Raw genomic sequence first — 11,862 nt, 5'->3', positions numbered from 1 at the left:
TCTCCCGCCAAGGCATCGGCTGATCCTCCCAGCCGACAGAGAACTGTCACCCATCCATCCGGTCTACTGTGTTACCTCTCTATCCGGTCTGGACAGGCGAGCCACCCTCTCCCACAGGGGGAGAGGGGAAGAAAGCACTCACCACATCGTGGCCGCAGCCCGCTCCGGCCAGATGCGATCGTACTCGGCTCCGCCGATCTCGTTCTGGCTCATCTCGGCGAGGATCTGCCCCGGCGTCGGCAGCGTCTTCGGGTCGATGCGCTTGTCGGGATTCCAGAGGTCGGAGCGAACGATGGCACGGGCGCACTGGAAGTAGATCTCTTCCACATTCATCACCATGACGCTGCGCGGCACCTTGCCCTCGACCTTGAACGAAACGAGCAAGTCCGGATCGATCGAGAGATGCGCGCGGCCGTTGGCGCGGACCGCGTTGCCAGAGCCGGGGATCAGGAACATCAGCGACACCCGGGGATCGCGCACGATGTTGCGCAGGGAATCGACCCGGTTGTTGCCGCGGCGATCCGGCAGCATCAGCGTCCTGGGATCGTGGATGCGGACGAAGCCCGGAAGGTCACCGCGCGGCGAGCAGTCGATGCCCTCGGGCCCGATCGTGGCGAGTGCGGCGAACGGCGCCTTCTCGATGAAGATGCGATAAAGCGGGGTGACGTGGTCGGCGACTTTCACGGTCGAGGCATCATTGGTGGCGCCGTAGATGGCTTCGAGTTCCTCGACCGTCCTGATCACCGTCATTCCACTCTCTCCTGTTCAGCCGACGATTACTCGCGCCAGCACTCATTCCTGATGACGCGCACGAGCTGGCGGCCGTGATAGTCGGCGCTGCCGGCGTTGAGAATAGTGACATCGGCATTGGCGGAGGCCTCGTCGACGCCGCGCGCAAGCCGCTCGGCGAGATTGCCGTCGCTGTGCCGTGCCCGGGCGGCAAGGCGCTGCGCCAGCACGTCCGGCGGCGCCGTGATCGCGACCACGACGACGTTGGCATAGACCTGGCGCAGCGTGCCAATGACCGTGCGCGAGACGTTGGCGACGACGGCGCGCCCCGCGCGGATGTCGTCGTTGATCTCCAGCGGCAGGGCGTAGGAATGCCCATGCGCGTCCCAATGCACCGCGAAATCGCCGTGCTCGCGGGCACCGCGAAATTCGTCGGGACTCATCGCCATGTTATCCTCGTCGGCGGAGGACTCGCGTGTCACGATGCGGCGCGGGAAGACGATGTCGTGATCGTCGACGCACGCTGCCTGCGCCAGCCGCAGCAGCGTGTCCTTGCCGGCGCCGCTCGGGCCGACCACGAGCACCAGCCGCCCCGGTCCAATCGTGCCCGCCGCGTCCTTCGCCGTCGTGCCGGTCTCGCTCATGCGACACGGCCGCCTTCGCGCCAGACGCTGCGAACCACGGGAACGCTGCCCGCGACATGGACGCGGATCAGATCGGCGCGCTTGCCGATTGCGATCTCGCCGCGATCGGTGAGGCCGACGGCGTCGGCGGGCGCCTTCGTCACGGTGCAAACGGCCGCCGACAGGCTGATCGACGGCGCATGCTCGGGCAGTTGCAACGCGCCCATCAGAAGGCTGGAGGGAATGTAGTCCGACGACAGGATGTCGAGCAGCCCTTCCCGGGCGAGATCCACCGCGGCGATGTTGCCCGAATGCGAGCCGCCGCGCACGACGTTGGGCGCCCCCATCAGGATGTCGATGCCGGCCTCATGCAGGCCGCGCGCGGCCTCGATCGTGGTCGGAAACTCCGCCACCGCGACACCGTCGCGCACGGCGTCAGCGACGTTCTCCTCGGTGGTGTCGTCATGGCTCGCCAACGGAATCTTGTACGCGTGCGCCAGCGCTACGATCTCGCGCATGTTGGTCGCAGCGTATTTCTTCTGGTAGTCGAAGCGCTTTGCGAACAGCTCGTCGAGCTCGGCATCGGTCTTGCCGCCGCCCTTGCCGCGATAATAGTCGCGCAGCTTGACCTCGTCGCGGAACTGGCGCTGGCCGGGTGTGTGGTCCATCAGCGACATCAGCTTGACGTCGGGACGGTCGATCAGCTCCCTGGCTTCCTCGACCACGCTCGGCATCGGGATTTCGCAGCGCAGATGCAGGAAGTGGTCGGCGCGCAGCAGGCTCGAATCACGCGCGGTCGTGATTGCGGCGGCAAGCACGCCGGCACGACCATCGACCTCCTCGGCGCCGTCCTCGCGCCAGACGCGGAGCGAATCGAACACGGTGGTGATGCCTGACGTCGCGAGCTGGCCGTCATAGGAGACGACGGCCGCGACCGGATTCCAGAACACTTTTGGGCGCGGCACGTAATGGGCTTCGAGATGGTCGGTGTGGAGCTCGATCAGGCCAGGCATGATCAGATCGCCGCCGGCATCCTCCGCACCGGCAGGGGCCCTGCCCTCGCCGATCTCGGCAATGCGTCCGTCCGAAAGAGCAAGCCAGCCCTGTTCGATCACCCGGTCCGCCAGCACGATCCTGGCGTTGGCGATCACGATATCCTTCGGCTTGGCGTTCATGTCCCTCTTCCTTCAGGCCGCGGCGGCAAAGCTGGTGACGTCGACGATGCGGTCGGCAATCAGATGGCGGATTTCGTCGTCATGCACAATCGCGACCATGGCGACGCCCTGGCGCTTCTTCTCGGCAACCAGCGCGACCACGACGGCGCGGTTGGCGGCATCGAGCGAGGCGGTCGGCTCGTCCAGCAACAGGATCGGCAGCTCCGAGATGAAGCCGCGTGCGATGTTGACGCGCTGCTGCTCGCCACCGGAGAAGGTCGCGGGCGGAAGCTGCCAGAGCCGCTCGGGGATATTGAGACGATGCAACAGCTCGCCGGCGCGCGCTTGCGCATCAGCGCGCGTCATGCCGTTGACGATCAAGGGCTCGGCGACCACGTCGATGGTGGCGACCCGCGGCACCGCACGCAGGAACTGGCTGACATAGCCGAAGGTCGCGCGGCGGACGTTGAGGACCTGCCGCGGCTCGGCGGTGGCGAGATCAATCACCTCGCCGCGATGGCGGATGCCGATGCGGCCGGAATCGCAACGGTAATTGCCGAAGATCATCTTCAGGATGGAGGATTTGCCGGCACCGGACGGACCGGACAGCACGACGCACTCACCGGGATCGACGTGGAAGGTCACGCCGCGCACGACAGGCAGTTCGATGCCGCCCTGTAGGTGCATCGTGAAGGTCTTGTTGGCGTCGGCGATGTCGATCATGGCGGTCATCGGAAGACTCTTGTTGGAAGGCTTATGGCGGCAAAATCGAGGAGACGAGGAGCTGGGTGTAGGGCTCACGCGGATCGTCCAGCACCTGATCGGTGAGGCCGGTCTCGATGACGCGGCCGCCCTTCATCACCATCACGCGATGCGACAGAAGGCGTGCGACCGCGAGATCGTGGGTGACGATGACGACGGCGAGATGCAGTTCGGCGACGAGATTGCGCAGGAGATCGAGCAGGCGGGCCTGGACTGAAACATCAAGCCCGCCGGTCGGCTCGTCCATGAACACCAGCCGCGGACCGGTGACGAGGTTACGCGCGATCTGGAGGCGCTGGCGCATACCGCCCGAATAGGTGCGCGGCGCATCATCGATACGCGCGACGTCGATCTCGACCCGCGTCAGCCAGTCGGAGGCGGACTCGCGAATGCGGCCGTAATGGTTCCAGCCCACCGCCATCAGCCGCTCACCGACATTGGCACCGGCGGAGACCGCCATGCGCAGGCCCTGCGCCGGATCCTGATGCACAAAGCCCCAATCGGTGCGGAACAGCAGGCGCCGCTCGGCCTCGCCAAGCGCGGCGAGATCGCGGGTGACGCCGTCGCGCATCCGGTACGACACCTGCCCGCCGCTCGCCGCGAGCTGGCCCGACAGCAGTTGCAACAGCGTCGACTTGCCGGAGCCGGATTCGCCGACGATCGCCAGCACCTCGCCGGGATAGAGCGAGAACGATACGTCACGGCACGCGGCGATGCGGCCGTAGGATTTGCTGAGGCTCTCCGCAACCAGCAGCGGCTGATCGGTTTCGAGCAGATCCTGCTCAGCCATTGGAGGCCTCCTGCGCCTTGTCCTTGTAGGGCGCAGCACTTAGGGCACCGTGATGGCCGGCGGCCTGACGTCCCTCGCAATAGTCGGTGTCGGAGCAGACAAACATGCGGCTGCCCTTGTCGTCGGTGACGATCTCGTCGAGATAGGAATTCTCGGCCGCGCACAGCGCGCAGGGCGCGTTGAAACGATACGGCTCGAACGGATGATCCTCGAAGTCGAGCGACACCACCTGGGTATAAGGCGGGATCGCATAGATGCGCTTCTCGCGGCCGGCACCGAACAGTTGCAGCGCCGGGCAATTGTCCATCTTGGGATTGTCGAATTTCGGCGTCGGCGACGGATCCATCACATAGCGCGCATTCACCTTGACCGGATAGGCGTAGGCCGTCGCGATATGGCCGAAACGGGCGATGTCCTCGTAGAGTTTCACATGCATCAGGCCGTATTCGGCGAGCGCGTGCATGCGCCGCGTCTCGGTCTCGCGCGGCTCGAGGAAGCGCAGCGGCTCCGGGATCGGCACCTGATAGACCAGCACCTGGTTCGCGTGCAACGACGTCTCCGGGATGCGGTGACGGGTCTGGATCACGGTCGCCTCGTCCGTCGAGGTCGTCGTGGCGACGCCGGCAGTCTTGGCGAAGAATTTGCGGATCGAGATCGCGTTGGTGGTGTCGTCGGAGCCCTGGTCGATCACCTTCAGCACGTCCTGCGGTCCCAGGATCGCGGCGGTCACCTGCACGCCGCCGGTGCCCCAGCCATAAGGCATCGGCATCTCGCGGCTGGCGAACGGCACCTGATAGCCGGGGATCGCGATCGCCTTGAGGATCGCGCGGCGGATCATCCGCTTGGTCTGCTCGTCGAGATAGGCGAAATTGTAGGCGGGCGCGTTCATTCCGCGGCCTCCTTCATGGCATCGGGCGCATCGGCCTCGGCAGAGGCTTCGGCAAACTCCTTGCGCAGCTTGCGCAGCAGGCCGAGCTCGGACTGGAAGTCGACATAATGCGGCAGCTTCAGATGCTCGACGAAGCCGGTCGCCTGGACGTTGTCGGAATGCGACAGCACGAATTCTTCATCTTGCGCGGGGGCTCCGACCTCTTCACCGAGCTCGCGGGCACGCAGCGCGCGGTCGACCAGCGCCATCGACATGGTCTTGCGCTCGCTTTGGCCGAAGGCGAGGCCGTAGCCGCGTGTGAAGCACGGCGCTTCCGTTGCCGAGCCCTTGAACTGGTTGACCATCTGGCACTCGGTCAGCTCGATCGAGCCCAGCGGCACAGCAAAGCCGACGTCTTCGGCAGCGAACTCCACCTCGACCTCGCCGAAGCGGATCTCGCCGGCGAAGGGATGGTTGCGGCCGTAGCCACGCTGGGTGGAGTAGCCCATCGCCAGCAGAAAGCCTTCGTCGCCGCGTGCGAGATTCTGCAGGCGCAAGTCACGGTCCGCGGGAAAGTTCAGCGGCTCGCGGGTGAGGTCGCCGACGCTGGCGCCATCTTCGGTCTGCGGCGAGGTCTCGATCAGTCCGTCGCGACCCAGAATGTCAGTCACGCGCGGCGTCGGCGCGGTCGAGGCTTCGCCAACAGCCGGCGCTTCCGGCACAAAGCCTTGGGCCAGCGACGGATCGAGCAGGCGATGGGTGTAGTCGAAGGTGGGCCCGAGGATCTGGCCGCCCGGAATGTCCTTGAAGGTCGAGGATACCCGCCGCTGCACCCGCATGGCGCCGGTGTCGACCGGCTCGCTCGCACCGAAGCGCGGCAAGGTGGCGCGGAAGGCGCGAACCAGGAAGATCGCCTCGATCAGGTCGCCGCGGGCCTGCTTGATCGCCAGCGCTGCGAGCTCGCGGTCATAGAGCGAACCTTCGCTCATGACGCGGTCGACGGCCAACCCAAGCTGTTCCGAGATCTGGTCAAGCGAGACTTCCGCGACGCTTTGGTCGCCGCGCCGCGCATTGGCGAGCAGGCGATGGGCGTTCTCGATGGCGCGTTCGCCGCCTTTGACTGCGACATACATGCGTCAGCCTCCTTTGCTCATGACACGCGTGCTGCGCGGGATCGCCACCACAGCATCATCGGCGACCAGAACCACGTCGATGCCGCGCGGAAACAGCGTCTCGTTGAAACGCAGGCGTTCAAACAGGTCGAACGGCTTGATCGAAGCCTCGAGCGTTGCGACACCGTCGATGCCGGGGCCGCGCAGCTCGAAGCTGCGGCCTGCGTCGAGGCTGTCGACCTGAATGATCAGTGTGGTCGAACGATCCGGATATTCGTTGGTGCCGAGCGCAAAACGCTCGAGCGAGGGCAGCGCACCGCCGTCACCGATCAGCGCAAAGGCCGCGATCGAGGAGTCCGGCACCACCGGCGCGCCGGTGTGGAACTTGAGCCATTTCAGGACGTCGGAGCTTTCCGACATCCGCGCATCAAGCCAGAGCGGCGTGTCGTGGTCAAACAGCGTCAGCGCAATCGCGGCGGTGCCGCGCATCATCGTATCAGGCGCTCCCGCCATCGGCACGATGCGCTGGACCGAACCCGGCCGCGCCATCGCATCCATGACCGAACGAAAGGTCGATTGCGCCGACAACACCTTGTCGACGAAACCGGGCGGCAGTTCCGCAATCGTGGTCATGGCCTCACCCCTCACCGCGCACCATGGTGTAGAAATCAACCTTCGTCGCAGCGGTCTCTTCCGCCGCCTGCTTGCGCCTGACCATAAGCTGCTCGCGCAACGACGCGATAACGTCGCGCTCAACGGCTGCACCAAAATCCCGGGACTGCACCAGCGCATCGCACAGAGCGATCAGCCGCGCCTTCTCACCGTCGCGCCCGAGCGTGTAGCCGAAGCCGACCTCACCGCTCGCAAGCCGCACCGCGGCGCGCGATACCGTCGCCTCGCCGAGGTTGAACGGCGCGCCGTCGCCGCCGACCCGGCCGCGCAGCATCACCAGGCCGTTTTCGGGCGCGCGCAAATCCTGGTGGCCAGGCAAGGGGATCGTGCGGAGGCGGGCGGCGATCTCGCCCGCCTCCGCGTGCGCCAGCACGGCCATGGCGGCCTGGCGCTGGGCTTGCTGGGTGTTGTGCTGGGTCACCGAATCCACCGATCTCTTCTACAGAACTTGCCGAATCCAAGTTGTCTATGATACTAGACAACTTGATACGAGAGCGCCATGACTGTTTCGTGACAAAGGTGTGATTTTCGAGCTAGGCTGGCCACCGACATGAGCATGCAGGACACCGCCTCTTCGGGCGTCGCGCTATGGCGCCTCGTTGCCGACGGCATCGAGCGCGGCATCGCCGACGGCCGTTTTGCCGCAGGCGACAGGTTGCCGGGCGAGATGGAGATCGCCGAAACCTACCGCGTCAATCGCCACACCGTGCGGCGCGCGCTGGCGGCGCTTGCAGAGCGCGGCATCGTGCGCGCCGAGCGCGGCAGCGGAACCTATGTCGAAGCGCAGAAGCTCGCTTATCCGCTGCGCTCGCGCACGCGGTTCTCCGAGATCGTCGGCGCCGGCGGCCGCGAGCCGCATGGCCGGATGATCGAGACGTCGGAAGATGTCGCAACCCGCGAGCTGGCGCGGGAGCTGGGATTGAAGACCGGCGCACCGCTGGTCCGAATCGAGGCCATCCGCCTCGCCGATCGCACGCCGATCTGCGTCTCCACCACCTGGCTGTCTGCGGAACTGTTTCCGGGCGCGGGCACGGTGTTTGCCGCGACACGCTCGATGACGAAGATGCTCGAGCACTACGGGATCCGCGATTATCACCGCGGCGCGACCCGGATCACCGCCGGCATCGTCGACGCCACCGACGCCGCGCGGCTTGATCTCCCGCTGGGCCGGCCGATCCTGGTGGTCGATGCCACCGACCTCGACCTCGAGGGCAAGCCGCTGGTGACCAAGCACTCGCGGTTTGCGGCGGAGCGGGTGGAGTTCTTGGTGGAGCCGTAGGGCGCTCTCCCTCGCCCCGTTCTTACGGGGAGAGGGTCGGGGTGAGGGGCTGCTTCCGCGATCACGGTGGCAGACGGACTCGCGGAGAGCCCCCTCACCCGGAATTTGCTCTCGCAAATTCCGGCCTCTCCCCGCAGGCGGGGAGAGGCGAACTCAGGCCACAGCCCTTCGCCCAATGATCGCAAACCGCAGCTTGCCCGAGATGAAATCGATCGCGGCGACCGCGACCAGAATCATCAGGATCAGGAACGACACCTTCTGCCATTCCAGCACACGGATCTGTTCGGCGAGCTGGAGACCGATGCCGCCGGCGCCGACGATGCCGATGATGGTTGCCGAGCGGGTGTTGGATTCGATGAAGTAGAGCACCTGGCCGGCGATGACAGGCAATACCTGCGGCAACAGGCCGAAACGGATCTCGTGCAGCGCGCTGCCGCCGGAGGCGCGGATGCCCTCGACCTGCTTCTGATCAGCCCCTTCGATCGCCTCGGAGAACAGTTTGCCGAACGCACCGAAATCCGACACTGCGATCGCCAGCACGCCGGCGAACGGGCCGAGCCCGACCACGTTGATCCATACCAGCGCCCAGATCAGCGTGTCGACGCCTCGGATCGAATCGAGGAAACGGCGCACGGGAAAGCGCAGGATGATCGACGGCACGACATTGCGTGCAGCAAATAAGCTGACCGGAAGCGCGAGCAGCGCGGCCAGTGTGGTGCCGAGCAACGCGATCGACAACGTCTCGCCCATCGCCTTCAGATAGATCGGCAGCGACGAGCCGGGATCGGGCGGGATCATCATCATGCTGATCCAGCCGAGCTGGCTGAGGCCGCTGAAGAGCCGCGACGGCGAGAAATCGAGATCAATCAGGCCATAAACGAAGATGCCGAGCGCCGCGACGATCATGGCCGGCGTCGCAAGCCGTGCCGCGGCCGGACGCTCGAACACATCAGGGTAGCGCGCGCGGATCTGCGCGGTGTCGACCTCCTGCGGCCCTGTCACGTCCGCGCCTCCTTGCCGAAGAGGCGGCCGCGCAACCAGCCGGTCGAGATGTCGATCATGAAGACCGTGACGATGATGAGCAGCAGGATCGCGCTGACGTCCGAATAATAGAACTTGCGGATGGCGACGACGAGCTCCTGCCCGATACCGCCGGCGCCGACAAAGCCCATGACGGACGCTTCGCGGACGTTGACCTCGAAACGCAGCAGCGCGTAGCTGGCATAGCCAGCGGTCACCTGCGGTAGGATCGCAAAGCGCATGCAGGATAGCCAGCTCGCACCAGTCGAGCGGATACCCTCGACCGGCTTCATGTCGGCGTTCTCGACGATCTCGGAAAACAGTTTCCCGAGCGCGCCGGTAGAGTGAATCGCGATCGCGAGCACGCCCGCCATCGGCCCGAGGCCGAAGGCGATGACGAAGATCAGCGCGAACACGATGCCCGGGACGGTGCGGGCGAACTCGAGCAGGCGCCGCACCACGAAGCGAAGCCATGGCCGGGGCGAGGTGTTTTCGGCCGCAAAGAAGTTCAGGGCAAAAGCGAAGATGGCGCCGATCAATGTGCCGACATAGCTGATCAGCAGCGTCTCACCCAGCATCTTCAGCCATTTGCGCCAGCCCCACAGCCATTCGCCGACATCGGTCCAGACCCGCTGGCCGCTATCGAGCGTGAGGATGCGATCGAAATAGCTGAGGAAGTTGCCGAAGTAAGTGAACAGGGTCCGCAGATTCACTTCTGCGCCGATCGCAGCGAGAAGCAGCGCCGCGGCAAAAATCGCGGCTCCCAACAGGAGACGGAGCCGCTTGCGCAAGACCGCCTTGTTATAGGCTGCGTTCAGCGCAGCAAGCTGCTGCTCGGGGAGAATCGAAACGGCGACGGTCATCGGATAGAGACTGGTCCGTCAAAAGAGAATGAGCCGGGTCCATCGACCCGGCTCCAGTGCATCGCCCCGAAACTCAGGACGCCTTCTTCTTACGCAGTGCATCGACGAACTTGATCAGCTCGATCGTGCCATCCCAGTCCTTGGTGGTGGCGGGATGAAAACCCTTCTTCTGGCCGTCCTGGAGACGATCGAAGGCTGCCTTGTCCTTGACCGGCGCGTCGAAGAACGCCTTGGCGATCGCCGCCTTGGCCTCTTCCGGCAGGCCGGAGTTATAAGCATAGGGGCCGTTGATGATCGGCGCAGATTTGTGGATGATGCGGAAATCGTCCTTCTTCATCGGCGAACCGTCGGCATTCTTCAGCATGCCCTTGGTCAGCATCTGCGCCAGCGTCGAATCGTCGTCGCTGGTCCACTGGTTGGCGGCGACATCCACCGTGCCCTGCGCCAGCGCCAGGATCGCGTTCTCATGGCTGCCGGTGAAGACGACCTTGCTGAAATAAGTGTCGGCGTCGGGGATGCCCATCTTGTCGAGCTCGAAGCGCGGCACGTTGTTGCCGGAGGTCGAGTTCGGGTCGACGAGGCCCAGGTTCTTGCCCTTGAGGTCGTCAACCTTCTTGTAGGGGCTGGTCGTCTTGACGAAGAACACCGAGTAATAGCCGGTCGAGCCGTCGGCATTGATGTCGTTGGCGAAGGCGTCGGTCTTGACGCCTGTCAGGCGGGCGCGTGCGAACGAGGCCGAGCCGTAGCTCGCGATGTGGATGTTGCCGGCGCGCTGGCCTTCGATAACGGCGGCATAGTCGTTGGCGATGCGCAGCGTGACCTTCACGCCCAGTTCCTTGGAGAGATAGCTCATGAACGGCGCCCAGCGCTCCGTCACGCCCGAGGCGTTCTCCGCCGGAATGACCGCGAAGGTCAGTTCGGGATATTTGACCTTCCAGTCCTCGGCGGAGGCTGAAGTCGTGAACGCAAGCGCGGCGGCGCCGGCAAGAACGAGTCTGCGAGTGATCATGATACCCTCTTCATCTGTTGGGTTCGGTTGACGCAAAATTGGCAATGACGGATGCGCCGCCGCTCAGGCGGCGGCCGCCGTTCCGAGTGCCGGGACGCCCTCGGGCGCCGGCGCAGGTGTGCCGCCCATGACATCGGCGGCCTCCAGATCGTAGAGCTCGCGGGCAACGTGATCGGTCAAATCAGCCGGTGCGCCGTCGAACACCACGCGCCCCTGGGCCATGCCGATCAGGCGGTCGCAATAGCTGCGCGCCAGATCGAGCGAATGCAGATTGCAGAGCACCGTGATGCCGAAATGCTTGTTGATGCGCAGCAGCGCATCCATGACGATCTTGGTGTTGCGCGGATCGAGCGATGCGATCGGCTCGTCGGCGAGGATGATGTCGGGCTGCTGCACCAGTGCACGGGCAATCGCCACGCGCTGCTGCTGGCCGCCGGAGAGCTGGTCGGCGCGCTGCGCGGCGAGCGAAGCGATGTCGAACTGCTCCAGCGCCGACATCGCCAGCGCTTTGTCCTGCTCCGGCCAGGTCTGCGACAACGAGCGCCAAGCCGGCATCTTTGCGAGACGGCCCATCAGCACATTGGTCAGCACGTCGAGCCGGCCGACCAGATTGAACTGCTGAAAAATCATCGCCGAGCGCGCACGCCACTGCCGCAGCTCCTTGCCGCGCAGCGCGGTGACGTCGAGGCTGTCGAACACGATACGCCCCTGCGTCGGCGTCGCGAGCCGATTGATGGTCCGCAGCAAGGTCGACTTGCCGGCGCCGGAGCGCCCGATCACACCGACGAAGCCGCCGGGCGAGATTTGAAACGAGGCGTCGTCCACCGCGGCTTTTGCGCCGAAGCGGCACGTCAGACCTTCAACCACCAGCATGCAGGGCTCCAGAGTAGCTGGGACCTACCGCTATCGCCGACGCTTGACACTTGTGTGACACGCGCGGTGCGGTGCGGCGTTGCTACACACCTCATCCCCTGTCATCGC

Annotated in this window: 14 protein-coding genes; 1 reads left to right on the top strand and 13 read right to left on the bottom strand. The window is 65.2% G+C overall.

What is annotated here, in order from left to right; genetic code table 11:
• Positions 1-138: 138 nt before the first annotated feature.
• Genes ABID58_RS27185 through phnG form a run of 9 tightly spaced genes read right to left on the bottom strand, consistent with a single transcriptional unit; the run spans position 139 to position 7,140 of the window.
• Positions 139-750 carry a pyridoxamine 5'-phosphate oxidase family protein gene (locus ABID58_RS27185; RefSeq protein WP_354035843.1) on the bottom strand — a complete coding sequence of 204 codons (612 nt, stop codon included), beginning with the start codon at positions 748-750 and terminating at the stop codon, positions 139-141.
• A gap of 26 nt (positions 751-776) precedes the next feature.
• Positions 777-1,373 (bottom strand): phosphonate metabolism protein/1,5-bisphosphokinase (PRPP-forming) PhnN, encoded by a 597-nt coding sequence (gene phnN, locus ABID58_RS27180; protein ID WP_354035842.1) that lies wholly within the window; start codon positions 1,371-1,373, stop codon positions 777-779.
• Positions 1,370-2,527: an alpha-D-ribose 1-methylphosphonate 5-triphosphate diphosphatase gene (locus ABID58_RS27175; protein WP_354035841.1), complete on the bottom strand. Its 1,158-nt coding sequence runs from the start codon at positions 2,525-2,527 to the stop codon at positions 1,370-1,372. The genes phnN and ABID58_RS27175 overlap by 4 nt, the downstream gene beginning before the upstream one ends.
• A gap of 12 nt (positions 2,528-2,539) precedes the next feature.
• Positions 2,540-3,238, bottom strand: coding sequence for a phosphonate C-P lyase system protein PhnL (gene phnL, locus ABID58_RS27170; RefSeq protein ID WP_354035840.1), 699 nt, complete (start codon positions 3,236-3,238; stop codon positions 2,540-2,542).
• A 22-nt stretch (positions 3,239-3,260) separates the two neighbouring features.
• A complete protein-coding gene (gene phnK, locus ABID58_RS27165) occupies positions 3,261-4,058 on the bottom strand; it encodes a phosphonate C-P lyase system protein PhnK (RefSeq protein WP_354035839.1) in 798 nt (265 codons plus the stop codon).
• Positions 4,051-4,947 carry an alpha-D-ribose 1-methylphosphonate 5-phosphate C-P-lyase PhnJ gene (locus ABID58_RS27160; protein ID WP_354035837.1) on the bottom strand — a complete coding sequence of 299 codons (897 nt, stop codon included), beginning with the start codon at positions 4,945-4,947 and terminating at the stop codon, positions 4,051-4,053. Before ABID58_RS27160 ends, phnK begins: the two co-directional genes overlap by 8 nt.
• Entirely contained in the window at positions 4,944-6,059 is a 1,116-nt protein-coding gene (locus ABID58_RS27155; RefSeq protein WP_354035836.1) for a carbon-phosphorus lyase complex subunit, read from the bottom strand. Before ABID58_RS27155 ends, ABID58_RS27160 begins: the two co-directional genes overlap by 4 nt.
• Before the next feature lie 3 nt (positions 6,060-6,062).
• Positions 6,063-6,671 (bottom strand): phosphonate C-P lyase system protein PhnH, encoded by a 609-nt coding sequence (phnH, locus tag ABID58_RS27150; RefSeq protein ID WP_354035835.1) that lies wholly within the window; start codon positions 6,669-6,671, stop codon positions 6,063-6,065.
• 4 nt (positions 6,672-6,675) lie between these two features.
• Positions 6,676-7,140, bottom strand: a complete 465-nt coding sequence (gene phnG, locus ABID58_RS27145) for a phosphonate C-P lyase system protein PhnG (protein WP_354035834.1) — start codon at positions 7,138-7,140, stop codon at positions 6,676-6,678.
• Positions 7,141-7,260: 120 nt separating this feature from the next.
• On the opposite strand from phnG, the gene phnF reads away from it, so the two are divergent.
• Positions 7,261-7,989, top strand: a complete 729-nt coding sequence (gene phnF, locus ABID58_RS27140) for a phosphonate metabolism transcriptional regulator PhnF (protein ID WP_354035833.1) — start codon at positions 7,261-7,263, stop codon at positions 7,987-7,989.
• Between the two features lie 153 nt (positions 7,990-8,142).
• Here phnF and phnE (ABID58_RS27135) read toward each other — a convergent pair whose 3' ends face one another.
• The 4 genes from phnE (ABID58_RS27135) to phnC all read right to left on the bottom strand — a co-directional run bounded on the left by phnE (ABID58_RS27135) (position 8,143) and on the right by phnC (position 11,754).
• Positions 8,143-8,991 carry a phosphonate ABC transporter, permease protein PhnE gene (phnE, locus tag ABID58_RS27135; RefSeq protein ID WP_354035831.1) on the bottom strand — a complete coding sequence of 283 codons (849 nt, stop codon included), beginning with the start codon at positions 8,989-8,991 and terminating at the stop codon, positions 8,143-8,145.
• Entirely contained in the window at positions 8,988-9,872 is an 885-nt protein-coding gene (gene phnE / locus ABID58_RS27130) for a phosphonate ABC transporter, permease protein PhnE (protein WP_354035830.1), read from the bottom strand. Before phnE (ABID58_RS27130) ends, phnE (ABID58_RS27135) begins: the two co-directional genes overlap by 4 nt.
• Before the next feature lie 73 nt (positions 9,873-9,945).
• On the bottom strand, positions 9,946-10,881 hold the full coding sequence (gene phnD, locus ABID58_RS27125; RefSeq protein WP_354035828.1) for a phosphonate ABC transporter substrate-binding protein: 936 nt from the start codon (positions 10,879-10,881) through the stop codon (positions 9,946-9,948).
• Positions 10,882-10,944: 63 nt separating this feature from the next.
• On the bottom strand, positions 10,945-11,754 hold the full coding sequence (gene phnC / locus ABID58_RS27120; protein ID WP_354035827.1) for a phosphonate ABC transporter ATP-binding protein: 810 nt from the start codon (positions 11,752-11,754) through the stop codon (positions 10,945-10,947).
• Positions 11,755-11,862 lie beyond the last annotated feature (108 nt).

This window comes from Bradyrhizobium sp. S3.2.6 (genome assembly GCF_040546885.1).
In the GTDB taxonomy this organism is placed as follows: Bacteria; Pseudomonadota; Alphaproteobacteria; order Rhizobiales; family Xanthobacteraceae; genus Bradyrhizobium; species Bradyrhizobium cytisi.
This window is presented reverse-complemented; position numbering and strand designations above follow the sequence as displayed.